We start from the raw sequence: 22,167 nt of genomic DNA, 5'->3' as shown, positions 1-22,167 counted from the left end.
CGGGGTTCGAGGGGCTTGGCTACTTTGCCGGCAGGGCACCGACGAATTCCTTTGCCATTGCCAAAGCGGCGGCGCGCACTGTGTCGTCTCCCATCGCCGTCTCGTCCAGATCAACGAAGCCGGTCATCGACCGTCCGGTCATCGCCATCGGGCGCACGCCGGGCAGGGACAGCGCCCGGGCGTGCCAGTCTTTGCCCACCCGCATCAATCCGCCGCCGCCGTTCTGCCCATGCGCACCGCACAACATGTTGCCGCGCCACATGAAACACAGCCCGCCGAACATCTTTACCTCACGCAAACCTTCGAGATCGCCCAGATCGTCGCGCAGCTGCGCCGCCATTCCATCATCGTATGCCATCCGTCCTCCTTGCCTGCACGTCTTGAACGTGCCGCCCGCGCACCGTATCACGCAGCCGGCAACCCGGCGAGGATATGATGACCAACCCACAGCCCGCCATCGTGCTGGTGCGTCCGCAAATGGGCGAAAACATCGGCGCGGCGGCGCGGGCGATGTTGAATTTCGGCCTGTCGCGGATGCGGATTGTCGATCCGCGCGATGGCTGGCCCAATCCGCGTGCCAATGCTCTGGCCAGCGGGGCGGGGCGGGTTCTGGATGCGGCGACGGTGCACGGCGATCTTGCCGGTGCGATTGCTGATTGCACCTTCACCTTTGCCACCACGGCGCGCACCCGCGACATGACCAACCCGGTCTACACCCCCGAGGCGGCGATGGCCGAAGCGGCGGCGATGATCGCGGCGGGCGGCAAGGTCGCGGTGCTGTTTGGTGCCGAACGCGCGGGGCTGGAAAATGACGATATCGCGCAGGCCAACGCGCTGATCTCGGTTCCGGTCAATCCCGAGTTCGCCTCGCTCAATCTGGCGCAATGCGTCTTGCTGACCGCCTATGAGTGGCGCCGTCAGGTGGATCGCCCGGCGCCGCAGACCACCCATTGGGCCGGGCATGCTCCCGCCACAGGTGCCGAGATCGACGCGCTGGCCCGCCACTATGAAGATCGGCTGGATGACGCGAATTTCTTCTTTCCTGAACACAAGGCGGCGTCGATGAAACTGACCCTGCGCAACCTGTGGTCGCGGCTGCCTCTGACAGATGCCGACGTGCGGATGCTGCACGGGGTGCTGCGCCAGTTGCTGCGTCGTCATGACCGGTGAACAGATGCCGCAAACCGGCGCGGCGTTATTGACACCCGGGGGCGCGAAGCTAGGGTCCGGCGCAACCGAGAGGGCGACATGAGCGAAAAAAGATCAGGCGGCCGGGCGATTTTCGAAGAGGTCGGGGCCGACCGCCCCCGTGACACCACCCCGAAAGGCGGCATGATCGATGCCCGGCCGCGCGGCGCGCGACGGGCGATCCGGGTCTGGCTGATGGTGCTGTTTGCGCTGGTTGTGGTGATGATCTCGGTTGGCGGTCTGACCCGTCTGACCGATTCCGGCCTGTCGATCACCGAATGGCGCCCCCTTGCCGGAGCGCTGCCGCCAATGGATGCCGCAACCTGGCAGTCCGAATTCGAAAAATATCGCGAGATCCCGCAATATCAGTTGCAAAACAAAGGGATGACCCTGTCCGAATTCCAGTTCATCTATTGGTGGGAATGGGGCCATCGCCAGCTTGGTCGGGTGATCGGGCTGGTCTGGGGCTTGGGTTTCTTCGGCTTTCTGCTGGCGCGCAAGATCCCTGTGGGCTGGACGGGCCGGCTGCTTGGTATCGGCGTGCTGGGCGGCATGCAGGGCGCAATCGGCTGGTGGATGGTGACATCGGGGCTCAGCGGCGCGGCGCTTTTCGTGGCGTCTTATCGGCTCGCGACCCATCTGGGACTGGCCTTTGTCATCCTCGGGCTGATCGCTTGGTATGTGTTGCAACTGGGCCGGAGCGAGGCTGACCTGTTGCAGGCGCGGCGCAACCGCGAGGGGGGACTGGCCAGGGCCGGTGCATGGCTGACCGGCGCGGCCTTTGTGCAGATCCTGCTTGGGGCGCTGGTTGCAGGCATCGATGCAGGGCGGTCGTTTCCCGACTGGCCTTTGATGGCGGGCGGTTTCTTTCCCCCCGATCCGTTTGGGCTGACCCCGCTGTGGCGGAATTTCTTCGAGGATCCGGGGTTGGTACAATTCATGCATCGGATGGCCGGTTACCTGCTGTTCGCGCTGATTGTCGGCATCTGGTGGCGCGCCCGCCGCTCGCCCCGCAAGGCAACGCGGTTCGGCTTTAACTCTGTGCTGGCGATGGCGGGGTTGCAGATGCTGCTCGGCATCGGCGCGGTGATCTATCAGGCGCCCTGGCATATCGCCATTGTCCACCAATGCGGTGCTGTGGTGCTTTGGGTGTTGATCCTGCGCGCCAGTCATCAGGCCCGTTTCCCCGTGGCCCAATCCCTGCGCGGCTGACCCCGCGCCGTTGCCTTTGCGCGGCTGACCCCGCGCCGCTGACCTCACTTCAGGAGCTTTCCATGTCTGCATTCGATGAACTGATGGCATTCCAACGCGAAACCGAGGCGCTGGCACAGGTTGCCATGCGGCTGGGGTGGGATCAGGAAACCGTGATGCCGCGCGGGTCCGCCACTCAGCGGGGTGAGGAAATGGCCGCGATCGAAGGCGTCCTGCACGCCCGCCGTACCGATCCGCGGATCGGTGCGCTGCTGGAATCGGCACAGGCGCCGGACGACAGCGGCACGGCCAACCTGCGCCTGATCCGCCATACCTATGATCGAACCACGCGGGTGCCCGCCCGGTTGGCTTCGGAACTGGCGCGGACGACCAGCCTGGCACAGGGTATCTGGGCGGAATCCCGGGCGCAGGAAAATGTGGGGGAATTTTTGCCCACCCTGCGCACCGTGCTGGATCTGACCCGCGAAAAGGCCGCTGCACTGGCCGATGGCGGCGATCTTTATGACGCACTGCTTGAGGATTACGAGCCCGGTGCAACCGGCGCGGGGCTGGAACAGATGTTCGGCGCCCTGCGTCCGCGTCTGGTCGCCCTGCGCGAACGGGTGCTCGGGGCCGAAAGACAACCGGCGTCTCTGAGCGGCACCTATGACGAGGCCGGCCAGATGGCTCTGTCGGCGGAACTGGCGCTTGCCTTTGGCTATGACACCGGGCGCGGGCGGATCGACAAAGCGGTGCATCCGTTTTCGTCGGGGTCGGGAAACGATGTCCGCATCACCACCCGCACCAGCGCCATCGATCCGTTCAACTGTTTCTATTCGACGATTCACGAGGTCGGCCACGGCGCCTATGAACAGGGCATCGATCAGGCACATCTGCTGACACCGCTGGGGCAGGGCGTCTCCATGGGCGTGCACGAAAGCCAAAGCCGGATCTATGAAAACCAGCTGGCCCGCTCCTCTGCCTTTACCGGCCATCTGTTCAAGAGAATGCGCGCGACCTTCGGCGATTTCGGCATCAGCGATGCGGCGGATTTCCACGGTACCGTCAACCGCGTGTCACCCGGTTTCATCCGCACCGAGTCGGACGAGGTGCAATATAACCTCCACGTCCTGCTGCGGTTCGATCTTGAACGGCAGTTGATCGCCGGCACATTGGACGTTGCTGATCTTGAGGCGGCATGGAACGCCCGTTTTCTGTCGGATTTCGGAATCGCGGTCGACCGTCCGTCGAATGGCGTGTTGCAGGACGTCCATTGGCCCGTCGGGCTGTTTGGCTATTTTCCGACCTACACCTTGGGAAATGTCTATGCGGGGTGCCTGCACAAGGCGTTGCGCGATGCCGTTCCCGATCTGGACGATCATCTTGCCCGGGGCGACACCACGCCTGCGACCGACTGGCTGCGCCGCAACTTGCAGACTTTCGGCGGATTGCGCCCACCCCGCGACACGATCCGCCACGCCTGCGGTTTCGAACCCTCCGAAGTGCCGCTGCTCGACTATCTCGAAGCCAAATACGCCGCCATCTACCACTTGTGAGCGCCGGGTGCGGGGTGCGCGCGCCCGGGCTTCTTCTTTGCACAAATACTCAAATCCTGACCCTGCCAAGGGCCGAACGGTCAAAAACAAGGCGGTCCGGCGTCAGACGGGGCGGATTTTCAACCGGGTGATCCGGTTGTCGTTGCGCTGCGCCACTTCGAACCGGAAGCCGTGGAACGAAAACACCTGCCCTTGATTGGGGATCGTCTGCGCCTCGTGAATCACCAGTCCGGCCACGGTGTTCGCCTCGTCATCGGGGAGGTTCCAGTCGGTGGCGCGGTTCAGGTCGCGGATCGTCATTGAACCGTCGACGATATAATCGCCGCTCTCTACCTTGCGCAGGGGGTATTCCGCATCCCTGTCGAACTCATCGGTGATCTCGCCGACGATTTCTTCCAGAATATCCTCAAGCGTGATCAACCCCTGCAGCGCGCCGTATTCGTCCACCACCAATGCGAAATGGATGCGCCGGTGCAGAAACTGGCGCATCTGATCGTCGAGGGTCGAAGTTTCGGGCACGAAATACGGTTTCATTGCCACTTTCAGGATGTCGAACCCTGCAAAAGGGTCGCCATTGTCGGGCACGTCCTGCCGCCGGGCGAACATCGCGCGCAACAGATCCTTGGCGTGGATCACGCCGACAATCTCTTCTTGTGTGTCGCGAAAGATCGGCAGCCGGGTGTGCGGTGATTTCAGGCACTGGTCCAGAATATCCTGCGCCGGGGTGGTAATGTCGATCATCTCGATCTTGCTGCGGTGAAGCATGATTTCCTCGACCGTCCGCTCGGCCAGATCCAACGCTCCCAGAATCCGGTCACGGTCTTCCTTTTCGACCACGCCTTCGGAATGTCCAAGGCTGAGCGCTCCGGCGATTTCGTCGCGCACGGCCAGAATTCGCCCGTCGGGGTCGGCGTTGACGCCAAAAAGGCGCAGCACGCCGCGCACCAGCGCGCGCACGGCGCTGACCAAGGGGGAAAACATCTTGATGACCAGCATGATCGGACGGGACACACCCGAGGCTGCGGTTTCGGCGTTGGTGATCGCATAGGTCTTGGGCAGGACTTCGGCAAAGATCAGCACCAGCAGCGTCATCACCACCGTGGCCACCACCACGCCGGATTCGCCGAACTGCCGGGTGAACATTGCCGTCGCCAGCGAAGTGGCAAGGATATTGACCAGATTGTTACCCAGAAGGACCGATCCGATCAGACGTTCGTTGTCCTCGGTAATCTCAAGCGCGCGCGCGGCCCCCTTGTTTCCCTTGTCGGCGCGCGACCGCAGCTTGCCACGCGATGCGGCGGTCAGCGCGGTTTCCGAACCCGAAAAGAACGCCGAGCAGACCAGTAGCGCCAGAATGGCGCCCGAGGTGATCCAGAAGGCAGTGTCGAACACGAGGGTGCCCGTTTCCATAGCAATAGGCTTTCCTGAGATTGCCCAGATGGCGGGCAGGTGACTTATGCGCAGAGAACCGCCGTTTTTCAAGGGCGGCGCGGGTGCGAGACGGCGCGCCTGCATCGCAATTGAGGGTCGAGGCAACTGCATCGCGTTTAAGGGTCGAGGCGACTGCACCGCAATTGAGGGGCGAGGTGACTGCATCGTTATTCGGAGGCGAGGTGGCTGCACCGCTACCAGGGGGCGAGGCTACTGCATCGCGATCAGGGGTCAAGGATACCATCACGATTTTATCAACGCGGCTTTCGATCAATGATCTTTCGGCATCAGGGTCACAGGTGCGTCAAGTTTCCTGCGCAAGCGGGTGATGCTCCAAAACAAGTTCGCGCAACCGATCCTCCAGAACATGGGTATAGATTTCAGTGGTCGACACATCCGCATGTCCCAGCAGGGTCTGGATCGAGCGCAGATCGGCACCCCCGGCCAACAGATGCGTGGCAAAGGCATGGCGCAGGGTGTGCGGCGTCACCTTGTCGGGGCTGACACCGGCGTTCACGGCCATTTCCTTGATCAGGGTATAGAACCTGTGCCGGGTCAGATGACCCAGCGCCGCTCCGGTGGGGAACATGAACTTTGATGGTGGTTTACCGGCGGATTTGATTGAGGGTTTACCGCTTTCTTCGGCCTCGTCACGGACGGTCAGCCAGACGGCCAGAGCATCGCGCGCACCGGGCGAAAGTGGCACCATGCGTTCCTTGCCACCCTTGCCACGCACCAACAGCATTCGCGGATCGCCACGCCCGGCGGCCATTGGCAAAGATACCAACTCGCTGACCCGCATCCCGGTGGCGTAAAGCAGTTCCATCAGGCAGAAGTTGCGCAGCCGGTCATTTCGGGTGCGCCCAGTTGTGCGGGCCGCGTCGATCAGCCGGTCAACCTCGTCAACGCTCAGCGTCTTGGGTAGACGTTTGCTGCGCCCCGGGCCTTTGATCTGGATCGCCGGATTGTCCATCCGCCAGCCGTCTTCAAAGGCAAAGCGGTAAAGCTGTCGGATGGCCGACAACCGCCGCGCCCGGGTTGACCGGGCCAGACCTTCGGCATCGCAGGCAATCATGAAGCCTTCGATATGGTCGCGCATGGCGGTTTCAAAATTCAGCCCATTCCTGTCCAGCCAGTCTGAAAACGCCTTCAGATCGCGGGCATAGGCCAGCTGGGTGTTTTCGGCGGCGTCCAGTTCGGCGGCCTGCGCCTCAAGGAAGGTCTGGATGCGGCGCGGCATCGACACCTGAATGTCGTCGGTCATGCCCGCCGGTCCAGGATCAGCAGGTGCAATGCGGCGCGGGTGGCGACATCGCCCAGACCAACGGCGCGCAGCAGGGCGACAGCATCCTGCAAGGCGTCGAAATTGCCATCAGCCCCCAGACGGAACAGTCCAAAGGCACGCAGGATCGCTTCGCCCTTGCGGTTCTGGTCCAGCAGGGATTGCAGACGCACGGGGGCGCCTTCGGCCAGAAATCCGTCGCGCAGGGCGATGGCCAGATCACCCGAGGGGACGGTCGCCTCGGGGGTGCCGGCGGCCAGCGCCAGCCAGAACGCCTGATCCGGCGTCGGCGCTTCGGGCGCCGCGGCGTTGGACGGAGTTTCGGACAGCAGGGCGAGTTGCAGCCGGATATCCGCCGCCGCCCCAGTCAGCGGCAGATCGCTCAGAAGGTCAGACAGCGCATCGGCCAGCGCGACCTCGGTCTCTGTGTCCTTGGCGCCGTGCCAGACATCGGGCAGGGCGGCGGCAATGGCGGGCTCGTCGGCATGATCCAGCGCCACGCCCAGGACCTGCATTGCCTGGACCCGTTCCCAGACCCCGCCCGAAGCCGCGGGCTCGCGCTCGGAATAGATCGCGATCAGTGTGTCACCCGTCAGCACTCCGGCCCGGGCCAGCCGTTCGGCGGCAGCGATGCGCGGCTTCCACCCGGTTACCGGGCGCAGATCGGCATGGGCAAAGGCAATCGGCAGGTTCCCCGTCGCGATCGGTTCGCCCACGGCGGCATACATGGAAAACACCAGCGGTGTCGGGTTGCGTTCGTGCGGCAAGGGGGCCGCGTGGTCGGTCAGCTCATCCAACAGGAACCGGCCAAGCAGTTCATCCTCGCGCGGATCGACAAGACCAAGGGCCTTGGCCGTGCCCAGTGTCAGCGCCGCCGCTTGCCAGTCGCCGCCCCGGGCCAGACAAAAAATCCGCGCGGCATAGGTTGGCGAAATCTTTGGCAGGGCCCGCATTCTGGTACAGGCGCGATTTTCGGTTCCCGTCAGCAGCGAGATGTCGAACCAGCGGCGAAAATAATCAGGCTCGGTGCGTCCGGCCCGGTCCAGCAGCTCTGACGCTTCGCTTAGCGCACCCATGGACAAGAGCGCATCGATCCGCGCCAAGAACAACGTCCGGTCGCTGCCCGAATCGGTGGGCGGATCGAGTTCGGCGATCAACATGGATTTGAGCAATTCGCGCAGGGCCGGCAGTTGCGGAATATCAAGTTCGCCCAGACGCCGCGCCAGCGTCACCGAAGACGATGCGCCCCACAGGTCGTCCGGCAGACCCAACCGCCGCGCAGGCACCAGCCCGACAGAATCAGGCGATGGTGCCCCCAGCGGCGACACGGTGATCTGTTCGGGCAGCGCCGAAATCGCGACATCGGGTTCCGGGGGCGTGGCGGGGGCTGCGCGCGGCATGGCAACGGGGGCGGGCAAAATCACACTGTCCGACAGCCAGTCGATTGCCGAAAGCGGCCCCTGTGCCATGGCTGCCCCGGGCAGCGACAGCAGCAGGCACGTCAAAACATGGCGCAACGGGTCACTTGCCATCCAGGGTCACCGGCTCCACCACTTCGGACTGAACCGGGCTCATATCCCCAAGATAGGCATAGCCGGTCAGCCCGACAAAAGCGACAAGTGCAAGAAATACGAGAACTTTGAATAGTCTGAACATTTGGTTTCCCTTCCCGGGGGCCTGCCTTGGGCGGACTCTATGGTCCTTGGCAGGTTTTATATATGGTCTTTCGGGTAAGATCACGCCATTCAAGGGATCGAAACCATGAATAAGCGGGACGATGCCAGAGTGCCATTTCAACTACACAAGACGGTTGTGCTTGTCGGGATGATGGGTGCGGGCAAAACAGCGGTAGGCACGGCGTTGGCCCGGCAGTTGTCGGTGCCATTCCGCGATTCCGATCACGCGCTTGAGGCAGCGGCGAACCGCACCATCGCAGAAATCTTTTCCCGCGATGGCGAGACGTTCTTTCGCGCCCGGGAAACTCAGGTGATCGGGCGGCTGTTGCAGGACGATCCGGCGATCCTGTCCACCGGGGGTGGCGCCTTCATGTCCGAGAGCAACCGCCAGATGATATCGCAGCGGGGCGTGTCGGTGTGGTTGAGCGCCGATCTGAAACTGCTGTGGAGCCGGGTACGCCACAAGGATTCGCGCCCGTTGTTGCGCACAGCCGATCCGTTGGGCACCTTGTCAGAGCTGTTCGAGGCGCGGGTGCCGATCTATGAGCAGGCCGATCTCAAGGTGCAAAGCGCGGCGGGTTTCACGATCGAGGACATGGTTGATCGGGTGATTGCCGCGCTGCTGGAACGGCCCGACGTGTTGACCGGGCCTTGACCGGACCATGACAGGCAGATTTGCAGGAGACAAAAGATGACCGAAACGGTTCGGGTGGCGCTGGGTGCGCGGTCCTATGATGTGCGGATCGCTGCGGGCCTGATCGCCCGCGCGGGCGCCGAAATCGCGCCGCTGCTGCGTCGCCCGAAGGTGGCGGTGCTGACCGATGAAACGGTCGCGGCGCTGCATCTTGATGCTTTGCGGGCGGGTCTGGCCGAAAGCGGTATCTCGATGGAGGCTCTGGCCCTGCCGCCCGGCGAATCGACCAAATGCTGGGAACAACTGTCCCGTGCCGTTGACTGGCTTTTGGCGGCGCAGGTCGAACGGGGCGATGTCGTGGTGGCCTTTGGCGGCGGCGTGATCGGCGATCTGGCGGGGTTTGCTGCGGCGATCCTGCGGCGCGGCGTGCGGTTTGTGCAGATCCCGACATCTTTGCTGGCGCAGGTTGACAGTTCGGTCGGCGGCAAGACCGGGATAAATGCGGGCGCGGGCAAGAACCTGATAGGTGCGTTTCACCAGCCCTCGCTGGTTCTGGCCGACATTTCAGTGCTCGACACACTGACGGGGCGCGAATTCCTGTCTGGCTATGGCGAGGTGGTGAAATACGGACTGCTGGGGGATGAGGCATTTTTCAGCTGGCTTGAACAGAACGGACCTGCGCTGGCCCGGGGCGATACGGCTCTGCGCGCCGAGGCGGTGCGCCGGTCGGTGCAGATGAAGGCCGATATCGTTGCCCGTGACGAAACCGAACAGGGCGAGCGTGCGCTGTTGAACCTTGGCCACACCTTTTGTCACGCGCTGGAAACCGCCACCGGGTATTCCGACCGGCTGCTGCACGGTGAAGGTGTGGCGATTGGCTGTGCGCTGGCTTTTGACGTGTCGGCGCGGCTGGGGTTGTGCCCGCAAGAGGATCCGGGCCGGGTGCGCGCGCATCTGCGCGGCATGGGGATGAAAACCGATCTGTCGGACATCCCCGGCGATCTGGCGGACAGTGATGCTTTGATCGCGCTGATGGCGCAGGACAAAAAGGTCGTGGACGGGCAGTTGCGCTTTGTGATGGCGCGCCGCATCGGGGACAGTTTCGTCACCGGTGACGTTCCGGCAGATGTGGTGCGGGCCGCACTGGACGACGCGCGCAACTGATCCGTCCTTCCGACACCGTTTCAGGTGACCCGCTGGCCCTGACAACCGGCCCGTCTGTCGATTGCACTTGGCAAGACGGGGGGTGTTCGGCCTAGTATCGGGCAACAGGGGGGGCACGGATGGCGGTTCTGAAATCACAGGTGTCGCCACGCTCCGAAACGTTTGCCGCCAATATGGCCGCCCATACGGCCGGGCTGGATGAGGTGGCCAAGGCCGCCGGAGACGCCATGGCAGGCGGTGGCGATACCTCCCGAGCACGGCATCTGGCGCGCGGCAAGCTGTTGCCCCGCGACCGGGTGGCGGCATTGCTTGACCCCGGATCGCCGTTTCTTGAGATCGGAATGTTCGCGGCGCACGGGCTGTACGACGGCGCCGCACCAGGGGCGGGATTGATCGCGGGAGTGGGCCGCGTCACGGGGCGCGAGGTTATGGTGGTCTGTAATGATGCCACCGTGAAGGGCGGCACATATTACCCGATGACCGTCAAGAAACACTTGCGCGCACAGGAAATAGCACAGGCGAACCGGCTGTCCTGCGTCTATCTTGTCGACAGCGGCGGCGCGAACCTGCCCAATCAGGATGAAGTATTTCCTGACCGCGATCACTTCGGGCGGATTTTTTACAATCAGGCGCAGATGTCGGCGGCAGGGATTGCGCAGATTGCCGTGGTCATGGGGTCGTGCACCGCCGGGGGGGCCTATGTGCCCGCAATGTCGGATGTGACGATCATCGTTCGCGGTCAGGGCACGATCTTTCTCGCCGGTCCGCCCTTGGTCAAGGCGGCAACCGGCGAAGTGGTCAGCGCCGAGGATCTGGGTGGCGGCGATGTGCACACCCGTCTTTCGGGCGTGGCGGATCATCTGGCCGAATCCGACAGTCACGCGCTGGCGCTTGCACGGCAGGCGGTGGCGTCTTTGGGTCGGGGCGGGGCGATGCCCGCGCCGGATGGCGGCGACCCACCGCTTTACGATCCGTGCGAAATTCCCGGCGTCGTGCCTACCGATCTGAAGACCCCCTATGACATCCGCGAGGTGATCGCGCGCACCGTCGACGGCAGTCGGTTTGATGAATTCAAGGCGCGCTATGGTGCCACGCTTGTCTGTGGCTTTGCCCATGTGATGGGGATGCCGGTGGGCATCGTCGCCAACAATGGCGTGTTGTTCTCGGAATCCGCACTGAAGGGGGCGCATTTCGTCGAATTGTGCAGTCAGCGCAAAATCCCGCTGGTGTTCCTGCAAAACATCACCGGTTTCATGGTGGGCCGGAAATACGAGGCAGGCGGCATCGCGAAGGACGGGGCCAAGCTGGTGACGGCGGTGGCGACAACCTCGGTGCCGAAAATCACGCTGTTGGTGGGCGGATCGTTTGGTGCGGGCAATTACGGCATGTGCGGACGAGCGTTTTCACCGCGGTTCCTGTGGACCTGGCCTAATTCGCGGATCTCGGTGATGGGCGGCGAACAGGCGGCAGGGGTTTTGGCCTCGGTGCGCCGAGACGGGATCGAACGCAAAGGCGGAACATGGTCAGCGGAGGAGGAAGCGGCGTTCAAAGAGCCCACAACCCGGATGTTCGAGGAACAGTCGCATCCGCTCTATGCCAGCGCGCGGCTGTGGGACGACGGGATCATTGATCCGCGCAAGACCCGCGACGTGCTGGCGCTGTCGCTGGCCACGACGCGCAATGCGCCGATCGCGGACACGCGGTTTGGCGTGTTCCGGATGTGAGGGCGGTGATGAAACAGGGCGCGATGAAACCGGGTGAAGTAAACCACGGGAATAAAACAGCGGCGGGGCGCAGATGATGTTCCACACCATCCTTGTTGCCAACCGGGGCGAAATCGCCTGTCGCGTGATTGCCACGGCACGGGCCATGGGGATTCGCACCGTGGCGGTGTATTCCGATGCCGATGCAGGCGCGCTGCATGTCACCATGGCGGATCTGTCGCTCAGAATCGGCCCGGCGCCCGTGGCCGAAAGCTACCTGCGGGGTGATGCGATCATCGCCGCGGCTTTGGCAACCGGCGCACAGGCGATCCATCCGGGATACGGGTTCCTGTCGGAAAACCCCGATTTTGTCGCGGCGGTTGCGGCGGCGGGTCTGGTGTTTGTCGGGCCACCTGAAGCGGCCATCCGGGCGATGGGGCTGAAGGATGCGGCAAAGGCGCTGATGGAAAAGGCCGGCGTGCCGGTGGTGCCGGGGTATCACGGGGCCGGGCAGGGTGACGATCTGTTGGCGCAAGAGGCCGAACAGATCGGATATCCCGTGCTGATCAAGGCGCGGGCAGGCGGCGGCGGCAAGGGTATGCGGCTGGTCGAGAAGCCCGGCGATTTCAAGGCGTCGCTGGACAGTGCCCGACGCGAGGCGCTGGCAAGTTTCGGTGATCCGGCGGTTCTGATCGAACGCTATGTCACCACGCCGCGCCACGTCGAGATTCAGATTTTCGCCGACTCTCACGGCAATGTCGTACATCTGTTTGAACGCGACTGTTCCCTGCAACGCCGCCACCAGAAGGTGATCGAGGAAGCTCCGGCGCCAGGTATGCCCGAAGAGGTCCGTGCTGCCATGGGCGCCGCTGCGGTCGAGGCGGCGCGTGCAGCGGGGTACGTCGGTGCCGGAACGGTTGAGTTCATTGCCGACGGATCACGCGGGCTGCGTGCTGACGGGTTCTGGTTCATGGAGATGAACACGCGGCTGCAGGTGGAACATCCGGTGTCCGAAGCGATCACCGGGCTTGATTTCGTCGAGCTGCAATTCAGGATCGCGGCGGGAGAACCCCTGCCATTTGCGCAGGGTGATCTGCGCATCGACGGCCATGCGATCGAAGCTCGGGTCTATGCCGAAGATGTGCCAAAGGGGTTTCTGCCCGCCACAGGAACGCTCCACCATCTGGCCTTTCCGCCGGCATCTGCCTTTCAACGCGGCCCGGTGCGGATCGACAGCGGAGTGCGGCAGGGCGATGTCATCAGCCCGTGGTATGACCCGATGATCGCCAAGGTGATCGTGCATGCACCGACCCGCACCGAGGCGCTGAACCGGCTGGCGCAGGCGCTGGGCGGGTGCCATGTGGCGGGGGCAGTCACCAATCTGGAATTTCTCGGCGCCTTGGCGCGGGATAGCGATTTTGCGGCCGGGCGCGTCGATACCGGGCTGATCGCGCGCAATCTTGAAACACTCACGGCTGGCGTTGAACCTAACGGCGCGGAAACTGTCATTGCCGCTCTGGCGGCTCTGGGGCTATTGACAGCGCGGACCGGGGGCGACCCATGGGATCTGTTGACCGGCTGGCGGCAATGGGGCGAGGCGCGGCAATCTGTGGTCCTGATCCGGGGGGATGAGCGGATTGAGGTTTCGGTCGCGATTGCCGGGCAGGGACGGTTCACCAGTGATATCAACGGCGAAACCTGCGACCTTCATGTGGTGACAGGTGACGGAACCCGGGTTGTGATGACCTGCGGTGGTATGACCCGGACGTTGGATGTGGTGCGCATGGGCGAACGGGTGACGGTTTTTACCGGGGCGCGCAGCCATGTCTTTATGGTGCCAGACGATCTGGAGCATTCCGCAGGCCCCGAGTCGGGGGGCGACCAGATTTCCGCGCCGATGCCGGGGTTGGTAAAGTTGATCATGGCCGAACCGGGGCAGATGGTGCGCCGGGGCGACCCTCTGCTGGTGCTTGAAGCGATGAAGATGGAACACACCCTGACTGCCCCGCGCGATGGCAGGGTGGAAGCGGTGCTGGCCCGTCCCGGCGATCAGGTGGATGACGGAACGATGTTGCTTACTCTGGTGCCCGAGGATGGTTGAGCGGGGGGCGTTATGCAATGTCGGCCCGCGCGACAGGTTGCGAAACACCCCACCCGCTGGATTATCGACAGGATTGCGCTGCTTGATACGCGGTCGGACTGCGCGGGCACCGGGGTGACGGCTTTCACCAGCGCGAAATCGGTGTCGCAGATGGCCGAAGTGGCACAGGTGCTGGCCGTCCGGTTCGCCTTGGATTTGAAGGGGATGGTATGAATTATGAAACTCTGGCGGTCAGCGTCGATAGGCGCGGTGTGGCCGAGGTGGTTCTGAACCTGCCGGAAAAGCGCAATGCGATGTCGGCAGCGATGATCGCCGAACTGACCGACGTGGCGCAAACCCTCGGCGCTGCAACGGATACTCGCGCCATCGTGCTGTCGGGGGCGGGCAAGCTGTTCTGCGCCGGGGGTGATCTGTTGTGGATGCGCGAACAGATCGCCGCCGACCGGGCCGGGCGGATGGCCGCGGCGCGCAGGCTGGCGATGATGCTCAACGCGCTGAACGAAATGCCAACGCCGTTGATCGGGCGGATTCACGGCGGCGCTTATGGTGGCGGTGTCGGGCTCGCCGCGGTTTGTGACGTCGTGGTGGCCGAGGAAGGCGCGATGTTCGGTCTGACGGAAACCCGGCTGGGGCTGATTCCCGCCACCATCGGCCCCTATGTCCTTGCCCGCATGGGCGAGGGGCGGGCGCGCCGCGTGTTCATGTCGGCGCGGCTGTTCGATGCGACCGAGGCGCGCGATCTGGGGCTGGTGGCGCGGATCGGTGCGCTGGACGAACTCGAAGCGCTGGTCGAGGCCGAGGTTGCGCCCTATCTTTGCGTCGCGCCCGGTGCTGTGGGCCGGGCCAAGGCGCTGGCGCGGGCGCTGGGCCCACGAATCGACGCGAGCGTGATCGAGGACACCATCATCCGTCTGGCCGACACATGGGAAGCCGAAGAGGCGGCCCATGGGATCGCTGCATTTCTGGATCGCACGACACCTCGCTGGGGCTGAATCCGGCCGGTCATGAGGCAAGCCATTTTTGCGCCAAGGCCGCGATTTGCGATTTTGCCCTAGAACACCCATTTTTTCTTTGTTACGAGAGCCCGAGTTTGCGCCCGCGCGTACCGCTGGCGTCGTGGAATGATTCCGGCTGAATGCAGCCCGGTCGCACCGACCGGATGTCATACATGTCCGGACCCAGAGAGGAATTGCAATGCAGGTCACTGAAACCCTGAACGAAGGCCTGAAGCGCGCGTATCAGATCACCGTTCCGGCGTCTGAACTGGACGCCAAGGTGAACGAAAAGCTGGAAGAGTCACGCGGCGAGGTCCAGATGAAGGGATTTCGCAAGGGCAAAGTGCCCCTGGCGCTGCTGAAAAAGCAATTCGGTCCCAAGCTTCTGGGCGAGGCGATGCAGGAAACTGTCGATGGCGCCATGTCGAAGCATTTTGAAGACAGCGGCGATCGCCCTGCCATGCAGCCGAAGGTCGAGATGACCAACGCGAACTGGAAAGAGGGCGACGATATTCAGGTCGACATGTCCTATGAGGCATTGCCTGAGATCCCCGATTTCGACGCCTCGGGCCTGAAGCTGGAAAAGATGGTCGTCACACCCGATGACGCCGCCGTCGACGAAGCGCTGGGCCAACTGGCCGAAAGCCGCAAAAGCTATGAGGCACGCGGCCCCAAGGGCAAGGCAAAGAACGACGATCAGGTCGTGATCGATTTTGTCGGCTCGATCGACGGTGAGAAATTCGAAGGCGGAGCAGCCGAAGATTATCCTCTGGTGCTTGGCTCGAATTCTTTCATCCCGGGCTTCGAGGAGCAGCTGGTCGGCGTCAAGACCGCTGACGAGATCGAGGTCAAGGTCAACTTTCCCGACGATTATCAGGCCGAAAACCTGGCGGGCAAAGAGGCAAGCTTTGCTGTCACCGTGAAAGAGGTCAAAAAGCCTGCGGAAACCGTGATCGATGACGAGTTGGCCAAAGGTTTCGGCGCCGAAAGCCTGGATGCGTTGAAAGAGCAGATCCGCGAACGTCTGACGGCGGAATATTCCGGCGCGGCCCGCGCGGTGATGAAACGTGCTTTGCTGGACAGCCTGGACGAGCAGGTCAGCTTTGATTTGCCCCCGAGCCTGGTCGAAGCCGAGGCGAACCAGATCGCGCATCAGCTGTGGCACGAAGACAACCCCGAGGTTCAGGGCCACGATCACCCGGAAGTCACTCCGACCGACGAACACAACAAACTGGCCGAGCGTCGCGTGCGCCTTGGTCTGCTGTTGGCTGAACTGGGCCGCAAGAACGAGATTTCGGTATCTGACGCCGAACTGACCCAAGCGGTGCTGACACAGGCACGGCAGTATCCCGGGCAGGAACGGCAGTTCTTTGAATTTGTTCAGAACAATCCGCAGATGCGCCAGCAGCTTCAGGCGCCAATCTTTGAGGACAAAGTCGTCGACTATGTCTTCGAACTGGCGACTGTGACCGAAAAGTCCGTCACCAAGGACGAACTTCAGGCCGCCGTTGCGGCGCTGGAAGACGAAGAAGCGGAAGCCGTAAACGTCACGGACGCCACGGACGCCTGATTTTCAGGACCGCACCGCAGAAAACAAGGGTCGCCCATAACCGGGCGGCCCTTTTGCGTTTTCCACCCGGGTAATTTCGGGGCGATTTCAACGCCCAAGTCCGCCGCACCCGGCCTGCTGTCTGTGGACCGGTGCAGTTGCGCATGTGGGGCGGCCCGGTCTAGGATCAGGGGTGGTAGCGCAACCGCCCATACCCTTAGGAGCCCTGAGCGACATGTCCCTGGCCTGTGTCCTTGTGTCAGACGTGACCGGCAGCACCCGGTTGTACGAAGCCCTGGGCAGTGGTCCTGCGCTGGCGCGGATCGATGCGGTTCTGATGCGGATGCGTGTGCTGATCGAAGCGGCGGGCGGGCATTGCGTCAAGGCGCGGGGTGATGACATCCTGTCGTTCTTTGATCACCCTGACCGGGCGTTTCAGGCGGCCTGGGCGATGATCAACGAACCCTGGCCTGACAATCTTGCCATTCACGCAGGGGGATATTTTGGCGATATCCTCAGCCATGCTGACGACATCTATGGCAATGCGGTGAACACCGCCGCGCGTCTGGCCGGGCTGGCGAAGCCCGGAGAGATCCTGTTCGGGGATCACTGTCACGACGATCTTTCAGCCGACCACCGGGCGCGGTTCGTCGCGGTCGGAGCGCTGCCGCTGCGTGGGAAAGAAGCGCCGACAGCTGTGTTTTCCTGTTCCGTGACCAGCCTTGCCGCGCAGACGGTTGTGTCGGGCGGGGCGCAGGATACGGTTGCGGTGCTGGCGGCGATTTCGCTGGGAACGCGGCACTGGCAGTTGGTCGAGGGCGGGCGGCTGAGCATCGGGCGGGCCGAAGACTGTGACATCGTCGCGGCGCACCCGTCGGTTTCGCGCGATCACGGGTCGCTGGCCATCCGCAGCGGTCAGTTGGAATACTCGGATCACAGCACGGTGGGGTCGGTGGTGCGTATGGGGGACGGACCGGATATGGCGGTCCATCGACGTCGGACGCTTTTGTCCGGCAACGGCGCGATCAGGCTGGGCGCCCCGGGCGAGGACCTGACCGAGTTGTCATTCACCCTAGGCAGGCTGGACGGGCGCTGAGCCATCAACGCAAACGGGCCGCATCATTGTGATGCGGCCCGCAGCTTTTCACATTTGCGAGGATCAGTTGTTGTCGTCGCCGTCGTTGTCGCTGTCCGCACGGGGTGCGGGGCGTTCGTCGTCGCCGAAATCTTCGTTGGCGGCGCCACCGATATCGTCGAACAACTCCTGAATCTCGAACTCAGCCGCTGCTTCTTCTTCGGCGGCCAGTTCTTGAATCGATTTGCCCGATGCCTGAAGCTCGGCTTCTTCGACCGAACGTGCGACGTTCAGCTGAATGGTTGCCTGAACTTCGGGGTGGAGCGTGAACACAACGTCGTGCAGACCCAGATACTTGATCGGGGCAATCAGCGCGACCTGCTTGCGGTCCACGGTAAAGCCCGATTCCTGTGCGGCGTCGGCGGCGTCACGGGTTGTGACGGAGCCATAGAGCGCACCCGAATCGGATGCCGAACGGATCACGACAAACTTTTGCCCGTTCAGCTTTTTGGCCATAGATTCGGCCTCTTTTTTGGACTCGAGGTTATTGGCCTCAAGTTGAGCCTTCTGCTGTTCGAAAGCGGCCAGGTTTGCGGGGGATGCCCACAAGGCTTTTTTCTGTGGCAGCAAGAAGTTGCGCGCATAGCCGGACTTGACGTTCACGACTTCGCCCATCTGGCCAAGTTTGGCCACGCGCTCAAGAAGGATGACTTGCATGGTGTCTCTCCTCAGTTCACTGCATAGGGCAGCAGGGCGAGAAAACGCGCGCGCTTGATGGCGCGGGCCAGTTCACGCTGCTTTTTCGCCGACACGGCGGTGATGCGCGAAGGAACGATCTTGCCGCGCTCGGAGATATACCGTTGCAGCAGACGCGTGTCCTTATAGTCGATCTTTGGTGCATTGTCGCCCGAGAACGGGCAGACCTTGCGGCGGCGGAAAAATGGTTTCGTTGCCATGGTTTATGTCCTTTCCCGGGGCTCAGCGGCGTTCGCGGCGATCGCCGCGGTCACGTTCGTCACGCTTTTGCATCTGGATCGAGGGGCCTTCGGCGTGCTCATCCATCTTGATCGTCAGAACGCGCATCACGTCGTCGTGCAGGCGCATCAGACGCTCCATTTCCTGAACGGCAGGAGCGGGGGCGTCGGTGCGCAAAAAGGCATAGTGCCCCTTGCGGTTCTTGTTGATCTTATAGGCCATCGTCTTGACGCCCCAGTATTCATTCTCGACCACTTTGCCACCGTTGTCGGCAATGACGGTGCTGAAGTGTTCGATCAATCCCTCGGCCTGAGTGTTGCTCAGATCCTGCCGGGAAATGAAGACATGCTCGTAAAGCGGCATGCGGTATCCAGTTCTGTTTACAGGCGCATTTCATAGACCAGCAAGTTACCTTCCGCTGCCGGTCACGAGAGGCTGCGCGGTTTGCAAGACTCTGCGGAAGGATGGGCGCTTTTACGGAGGGGGGCCCGGCGATGCAAGGGCAAGATGCGCGCCTTGTCCTGCCGTTCTGCCTTTATTCCGGCCTATTCGGACCCAAACACCGACAATTTCCCTGCCTAGGGTCGATGCATAGAAAACCCAATGATGAGTTTTGCCATGACCCTAGTTGCCGCCATGACCAAGACAGACACCGCACGGGCCGCCGCCGCAACGCTGTCGATGTTCGACGCTTATGACGGGTATGTCCTGACACAGGGGCGACGGACGCTGGCCCGCGTGGTGGCATGGGAGCGTTCGATGCGCGCTCTGGCAATGCTGATTCTGACCGGGCTTGCGGTGCTCTGGATCAAATCGGATGCGCAAAACTCTGCCGATGTCGTTCTGATCAAACTGGTGCTCAGCGCGGTTTTGGTCGGGTTGGCGACGCGGCTGTTGTGGGTGACGCGGGCCCAGCCGCATTATGAGGCGCGCATAGATCTGATTCACGGACGTCTGCGGCAGGTCGTGCGTACAAATGCGGGGCGCGAACAGGTTCTGTTGTCGGTGCCGTTCGAAAAGATCGACAGCCTGATCATCCGGCACAACCGCGGGACCTGCGATACATCCTGTCTGTATCTGCGGCTGCGCGAGGTTGATGGCGATATCCTTGTCGGTGTTGGCAGCGCAGAGGCGTTGGAACCGATGCGCCGCCGGATCAGTCAGGACATGATCCGCGCGCGCGGATTTGCCCTGAGGGTACAGTCCGGCCCGGCATCCGTCAGTGCTGTGTCCGAGCCGGACAGTGGTGCGATGGGCGAATTGCTGGGCGCCTGAACCCCGCCCGATGCCAGTGCTGTACCGGCGGATAGATCGCTATGGGTTGCGCGAATTGGGCCGTGGAAGCTTCGGTTGCCGCAACTGCCTCGCCCCTTGATCGCACCAAACTGCAATCAAACCTTACGAGACATCGTGACAAACCGCCAAGACGTGCCACGATCAAGCCGGGCCGGGTTTTGGCAAAAATCGCTGGATCAGTCATCGGTCGAGCTGGTCTGTGGCAACCTATCCCAAAGAGATAAGAGCGGGTCCAACCCGATATAAGCGGGCATCTGCGCATCTGCGCGACGCTCGCGTCCCGCAACTCTGCGGGGCTGCCCGGCTGTTGCGCAGGGCTGGTTGGCGCGTTAACGAATGCGCAGGCCCGTCGTCGGGCCCACGATCGAGAGTGACAGAAGAGGTCCGATATGAGCCGCGCATTCGTGTTTCCCGGGCAGGGTGCCCAGACCATCGGCATGGGGCGCGCCCTGGCCGAAACCTGGCCCGAGGCCCGCGCCGTCTTTGACGAGGTGGATGACGCCTTGGGCGAAAAACTCTCGGCGCTGATCTGGGAGGGGACGGCGGATGATCTGACGCTGACCGCCAATGCGCAACCGGCGCTGATGGCAACCTCGATGGCGGCCATGCGGGCGCTTGCCGCCGAAGGTATCACGGTGGACAGCGCGGCCTTTGTGGCGGGGCATTCTCTGGGCGAATATTCGGCACTGGCCGCGACGGGGGCGTTCAGCATCGCCGACGCGGCGCGGCTGTTGCGGCGGCGCGGGCTGGCCATGCAGGCGGCGGTTCCGGTTGGTCAGGGCGCCATGGCGGCGATCCTCGGGCTGGATTTTGCGGCGGTGCAGGCGCTGGCGGCGGATGCCTCTGAGGGTCAGGTGTGTCAGGCCGCCAACGACAATGATCCGGCGCAGGTCGTGATTTCGGGCGATGCGGCGGCCGTGGGCCGCGCGGTGGACCGGGCCAAGGCGGCGGGCGCGAAGCGGGCGCTGATGCTGCCGGTTTCGGCGCCCTTCCATTGTGCCCTGATGGAGCCTGCAGCGCGCGAAATGGCCGAGGCCTTGGCCGATGTGACGATCAACGTGCCCGTGGTGCCGGTGATCAGCAATGTCACCGCCTTGCCGGTGAGCGATCCGGACACGATCCGCGATCTTCTGGTGCGCCAGATCACTGGCGTGGTCCGCTGGCGTGAGAGCGTGGCAGTGATGGAAACCGCAGGGGTCAGCGAATTTTGGGAAATCGGCGCAGGCAAGGCGCTGTCGGGCATGATCCGGCGGATCGCCCGCGAGGCGGACATTGCGGCGGTCGGCACGCCAGACGATGTGCGGGCACGTCTCTGACCGCAGGGAGGCGGGGGTTTCGGACTCCCCTTCGACCGCAAGAGATTAGACGACCAGATTTGCCGTTGGCGCGGCGCAGGATGGCGCAAAGGGCGCCGGAACAACGCAAACAAGGGAGATCGCATGTTCGATCTGACAGGAAAAACGGCATTGATTACGGGCGCATCGGGCGGGCTGGGCGGTGCGATTGCCCGCGCGCTGCATGGTGCGGGGGCGACGGTCGGGCTGTCTGGCACGCGCGAAGCGCCATTGCAGGCGCTGGCCGATGAGCTGGGCGAGCGAGCCTATGTCTTGCCGTGCAATCTGTCTGACCGGGCGGCGGTCGAGGCGCTGCCGAAGCAGGCAGTGGATGCCATGGGTTCGGTCGATATTCTGGTCAACAACGCGGGTATCACCGCCGACGGCCTGATGCTGCGTATGAGTGATGATCAGTGGGACCGCGTGTTGGAGGTCAACCTGACGGCGGTGATGAAACTGTCCAAGGGCGTGTTGCGCGGCATGATGAAGGCGCGGTGGGGGCGGATCGTCAACATCTCGTCGATCGTCGGTTCTGCCGGCAATCCGGGGCAGGCAAATTATGCGGCGAGCAAGGCCGGAATGGTCGGATTTTCGAAATCCCTCGCGCTGGAAGTGGCCAGCCGGGGAATCACCGTGAATTCGGTGGCACCGGGCTTCATCGTGTCGGACATGACGGCAGGACTGAACGACGACCAGAAAACCGCACTGCTGGGTCAGGTGCCGATTGGCCGTATGGGCGAGGCGGATGAAATCGCCGCCGCCGTCCTGTATCTGGCAAGTAAAGAGAGCGGCTATGTCACCGGCGCAACCTTGCACGTGAACGGCGGAATGGCGATGCTTTGACGGGCTGGCGGTGACGCGGTAAGACCTGCCGCTCGCCCTCCACAGCATGGCGAAACCGTTTGCACGGCAACGGCGATATGCTATAGGCGGCGCACAAATTTCGGGGGAGCCTTGGCGAACCCGCAATTGCCTGTCATATGAACAGGACGAGTGGCCCAAGTGGTCGTATAGACA

Annotated in this window: 22 protein-coding genes; 14 read left to right on the top strand and 8 right to left on the bottom strand. The window is 63.0% G+C overall.

The window, feature by feature from the left end; genetic code table 11:
- Positions 1–19: 19 nt before the first annotated feature.
- Positions 20–358 carry a TfoX/Sxy family protein gene (locus FQ320_RS06820; RefSeq protein WP_148470961.1) on the bottom strand — a complete coding sequence of 113 codons (339 nt, stop codon included), beginning with the start codon at positions 356–358 and terminating at the stop codon, positions 20–22.
- A 77-nt stretch (positions 359–435) separates the two neighbouring features.
- Here FQ320_RS06820 and FQ320_RS06815 point away from each other — a divergent pair, with 77 nt between their 5' ends.
- From FQ320_RS06815 to FQ320_RS06805, 3 genes are all read left to right on the top strand, one after another.
- Positions 436–1,170 carry an RNA methyltransferase gene (locus FQ320_RS06815; protein WP_370513028.1) on the top strand — a complete coding sequence of 245 codons (735 nt, stop codon included), beginning with the start codon at positions 436–438 and terminating at the stop codon, positions 1,168–1,170.
- 78 nt (positions 1,171–1,248) lie between these two features.
- The gene (gene ctaA / locus FQ320_RS06810) at positions 1,249–2,400 is read left to right on the top strand and encodes a heme A synthase (RefSeq protein WP_148470959.1); all 1,152 of its coding nucleotides are present in this window, start codon (positions 1,249–1,251) and stop codon (positions 2,398–2,400) included.
- A gap of 62 nt (positions 2,401–2,462) precedes the next feature.
- Positions 2,463–3,935, top strand: a complete 1,473-nt coding sequence (locus tag FQ320_RS06805; RefSeq protein WP_148470958.1) for a carboxypeptidase M32 — start codon at positions 2,463–2,465, stop codon at positions 3,933–3,935.
- A 102-nt stretch (positions 3,936–4,037) separates the two neighbouring features.
- Here FQ320_RS06805 and FQ320_RS06800 read toward each other — a convergent pair whose 3' ends face one another.
- From FQ320_RS06800 to FQ320_RS26320, 4 genes are all read right to left on the bottom strand, one after another.
- Positions 4,038–5,345 carry an HlyC/CorC family transporter gene (locus tag FQ320_RS06800; protein ID WP_148470957.1) on the bottom strand — a complete coding sequence of 436 codons (1,308 nt, stop codon included), beginning with the start codon at positions 5,343–5,345 and terminating at the stop codon, positions 4,038–4,040.
- Positions 5,346–5,670: 325 nt separating this feature from the next.
- Positions 5,671–6,630: a site-specific tyrosine recombinase XerD gene (locus tag FQ320_RS06795; RefSeq protein ID WP_148470956.1), complete on the bottom strand. Its 960-nt coding sequence runs from the start codon at positions 6,628–6,630 to the stop codon at positions 5,671–5,673.
- Positions 6,627–8,180 carry a hypothetical protein gene (locus FQ320_RS06790; RefSeq protein ID WP_148470955.1) on the bottom strand — a complete coding sequence of 518 codons (1,554 nt, stop codon included), beginning with the start codon at positions 8,178–8,180 and terminating at the stop codon, positions 6,627–6,629. Before FQ320_RS06790 ends, FQ320_RS06795 begins: the two co-directional genes overlap by 4 nt.
- Positions 8,170–8,304: a hypothetical protein gene (locus FQ320_RS26320; protein WP_255509395.1), complete on the bottom strand. Its 135-nt coding sequence runs from the start codon at positions 8,302–8,304 to the stop codon at positions 8,170–8,172. Before FQ320_RS26320 ends, FQ320_RS06790 begins: the two co-directional genes overlap by 11 nt.
- 105 nt (positions 8,305–8,409) lie before the next feature.
- Between FQ320_RS26320 and FQ320_RS06785 the strand changes: the two genes are divergently transcribed.
- From FQ320_RS06785 to FQ320_RS06750, 8 genes are all read left to right on the top strand, one after another.
- A complete protein-coding gene (locus FQ320_RS06785) occupies positions 8,410–8,979 on the top strand; it encodes a shikimate kinase (protein ID WP_148470954.1) in 570 nt (189 codons plus the stop codon).
- 36 nt (positions 8,980–9,015) lie between these two features.
- A complete protein-coding gene (gene aroB, locus FQ320_RS06780; RefSeq protein WP_148470953.1) occupies positions 9,016–10,122 on the top strand; it encodes a 3-dehydroquinate synthase in 1,107 nt (368 codons plus the stop codon).
- 119 nt (positions 10,123–10,241) lie between these two features.
- Positions 10,242–11,846 (top strand): carboxyl transferase domain-containing protein, encoded by a 1,605-nt coding sequence (locus FQ320_RS06775; RefSeq protein WP_148470952.1) that lies wholly within the window; start codon positions 10,242–10,244, stop codon positions 11,844–11,846.
- 76 nt (positions 11,847–11,922) lie between these two features.
- Positions 11,923–13,926, top strand: a complete 2,004-nt coding sequence (locus FQ320_RS06770) for an acetyl/propionyl/methylcrotonyl-CoA carboxylase subunit alpha (RefSeq protein WP_148470951.1) — start codon at positions 11,923–11,925, stop codon at positions 13,924–13,926.
- Between the two features lie 12 nt (positions 13,927–13,938).
- Entirely contained in the window at positions 13,939–14,139 is a 201-nt protein-coding gene (locus FQ320_RS06765; protein WP_148470950.1) for a hypothetical protein, read from the top strand.
- Positions 14,136–14,918 (top strand): crotonase/enoyl-CoA hydratase family protein, encoded by a 783-nt coding sequence (locus FQ320_RS06760; RefSeq protein WP_148470949.1) that lies wholly within the window; start codon positions 14,136–14,138, stop codon positions 14,916–14,918. The genes FQ320_RS06765 and FQ320_RS06760 overlap by 4 nt, the downstream gene beginning before the upstream one ends.
- A 202-nt stretch (positions 14,919–15,120) precedes the next feature.
- On the top strand, positions 15,121–16,491 hold the full coding sequence (gene tig, locus FQ320_RS06755; RefSeq protein WP_148470948.1) for a trigger factor: 1,371 nt from the start codon (positions 15,121–15,123) through the stop codon (positions 16,489–16,491).
- 214 nt (positions 16,492–16,705) lie between these two features.
- Complete coding sequence (locus tag FQ320_RS06750) at positions 16,706–17,566, top strand: adenylate/guanylate cyclase domain-containing protein (RefSeq protein WP_148470947.1); 861 nt, start codon at positions 16,706–16,708, stop codon at positions 17,564–17,566.
- A gap of 63 nt (positions 17,567–17,629) precedes the next feature.
- On the opposite strand, the gene rplI is transcribed toward FQ320_RS06750, so the two are convergent.
- From rplI to rpsF, 3 genes are read right to left on the bottom strand one after another with little or no spacing between them, the layout of a single operon-like run.
- Positions 17,630–18,262: a 50S ribosomal protein L9 gene (gene rplI, locus FQ320_RS06745; RefSeq protein ID WP_148470946.1), complete on the bottom strand. Its 633-nt coding sequence runs from the start codon at positions 18,260–18,262 to the stop codon at positions 17,630–17,632.
- Positions 18,263–18,273: 11 nt separating this feature from the next.
- The gene (gene rpsR, locus FQ320_RS06740) at positions 18,274–18,501 is read right to left on the bottom strand and encodes a 30S ribosomal protein S18 (RefSeq protein WP_099823931.1); all 228 of its coding nucleotides are present in this window, start codon (positions 18,499–18,501) and stop codon (positions 18,274–18,276) included.
- Between the two features lie 22 nt (positions 18,502–18,523).
- Positions 18,524–18,883, bottom strand: a complete 360-nt coding sequence (rpsF, locus tag FQ320_RS06735) for a 30S ribosomal protein S6 (RefSeq protein WP_148470945.1) — start codon at positions 18,881–18,883, stop codon at positions 18,524–18,526.
- A gap of 255 nt (positions 18,884–19,138) precedes the next feature.
- Here rpsF and FQ320_RS06730 point away from each other — a divergent pair, with 255 nt between their 5' ends.
- The 3 genes from FQ320_RS06730 (at position 19,139) to fabG (ending at position 21,993) form a co-directional block, all read left to right on the top strand.
- A complete protein-coding gene (locus FQ320_RS06730; protein WP_148470944.1) occupies positions 19,139–19,795 on the top strand; it encodes a hypothetical protein in 657 nt (218 codons plus the stop codon).
- Between the two features lie 410 nt (positions 19,796–20,205).
- Positions 20,206–21,132, top strand: coding sequence for an ACP S-malonyltransferase (gene fabD / locus FQ320_RS06725; protein ID WP_148470943.1), 927 nt, complete (start codon positions 20,206–20,208; stop codon positions 21,130–21,132).
- A 123-nt stretch (positions 21,133–21,255) separates the two neighbouring features.
- Positions 21,256–21,993, top strand: a complete 738-nt coding sequence (gene fabG, locus FQ320_RS06720; RefSeq protein ID WP_148470942.1) for a 3-oxoacyl-[acyl-carrier-protein] reductase — start codon at positions 21,256–21,258, stop codon at positions 21,991–21,993.
- Positions 21,994–22,167 lie beyond the last annotated feature (174 nt).

It is taken from the genome of Oceaniovalibus sp. ACAM 378, from assembly GCF_008085915.1.
Classification (GTDB): domain Bacteria; phylum Pseudomonadota; class Alphaproteobacteria; order Rhodobacterales; family Rhodobacteraceae; genus Oceaniglobus.
The sequence above is the reverse complement of the archived record's forward strand: the minus strand, read 5'-3'. Positions and strand labels throughout refer to the sequence as shown.

Coding starts and splice junctions, on each gene's coding strand:
- rpsR (WP_099823931.1), bottom strand. CDS start 18,501: ATGGCAACGAAACCATTTTTCCGCCGCCGCAAGGTCTGCCCGTTCTCG.
- FQ320_RS06770 (WP_148470951.1), top strand. CDS start 11,923: ATGTTCCACACCATCCTTGTTGCCAACCGGGGCGAAATCGCCTGTCGC.
- FQ320_RS06750 (WP_148470947.1), top strand. CDS start 16,706: ATGTCCCTGGCCTGTGTCCTTGTGTCAGACGTGACCGGCAGCACCCGG.
- FQ320_RS06785 (WP_148470954.1), top strand. CDS start 8,410: ATGAATAAGCGGGACGATGCCAGAGTGCCATTTCAACTACACAAGACG.
- FQ320_RS06815 (WP_370513028.1), top strand. CDS start 436: ATGACCAACCCACAGCCCGCCATCGTGCTGGTGCGTCCGCAAATGGGC.
- tig (WP_148470948.1), top strand. CDS start 15,121: ATGCAGGTCACTGAAACCCTGAACGAAGGCCTGAAGCGCGCGTATCAG.
- ctaA (WP_148470959.1), top strand. CDS start 1,249: ATGAGCGAAAAAAGATCAGGCGGCCGGGCGATTTTCGAAGAGGTCGGG.
- FQ320_RS06805 (WP_148470958.1), top strand. CDS start 2,463: ATGTCTGCATTCGATGAACTGATGGCATTCCAACGCGAAACCGAGGCG.
- FQ320_RS06790 (WP_148470955.1), bottom strand. CDS start 8,180: ATGGCAAGTGACCCGTTGCGCCATGTTTTGACGTGCCTGCTGCTGTCG.
- FQ320_RS06795 (WP_148470956.1), bottom strand. CDS start 6,630: ATGACCGACGACATTCAGGTGTCGATGCCGCGCCGCATCCAGACCTTC.
- fabD (WP_148470943.1), top strand. CDS start 20,206: ATGAGCCGCGCATTCGTGTTTCCCGGGCAGGGTGCCCAGACCATCGGC.
- rpsF (WP_148470945.1), bottom strand. CDS start 18,883: ATGCCGCTTTACGAGCATGTCTTCATTTCCCGGCAGGATCTGAGCAAC.
- fabG (WP_148470942.1), top strand. CDS start 21,256: ATGTTCGATCTGACAGGAAAAACGGCATTGATTACGGGCGCATCGGGC.
- rplI (WP_148470946.1), bottom strand. CDS start 18,262: ATGCAAGTCATCCTTCTTGAGCGCGTGGCCAAACTTGGCCAGATGGGC.
- FQ320_RS06760 (WP_148470949.1), top strand. CDS start 14,136: ATGAATTATGAAACTCTGGCGGTCAGCGTCGATAGGCGCGGTGTGGCC.
- FQ320_RS06820 (WP_148470961.1), bottom strand. CDS start 358: ATGGCATACGATGATGGAATGGCGGCGCAGCTGCGCGACGATCTGGGC.
- FQ320_RS06800 (WP_148470957.1), bottom strand. CDS start 5,345: ATGGAAACGGGCACCCTCGTGTTCGACACTGCCTTCTGGATCACCTCG.
- FQ320_RS26320 (WP_255509395.1), bottom strand. CDS start 8,304: ATGTTCAGACTATTCAAAGTTCTCGTATTTCTTGCACTTGTCGCTTTT.
- FQ320_RS06775 (WP_148470952.1), top strand. CDS start 10,242: ATGGCGGTTCTGAAATCACAGGTGTCGCCACGCTCCGAAACGTTTGCC.
- aroB (WP_148470953.1), top strand. CDS start 9,016: ATGACCGAAACGGTTCGGGTGGCGCTGGGTGCGCGGTCCTATGATGTG.
- FQ320_RS06765 (WP_148470950.1), top strand. CDS start 13,939: ATGCAATGTCGGCCCGCGCGACAGGTTGCGAAACACCCCACCCGCTGG.
- FQ320_RS06730 (WP_148470944.1), top strand. CDS start 19,139: ATGACCCTAGTTGCCGCCATGACCAAGACAGACACCGCACGGGCCGCC.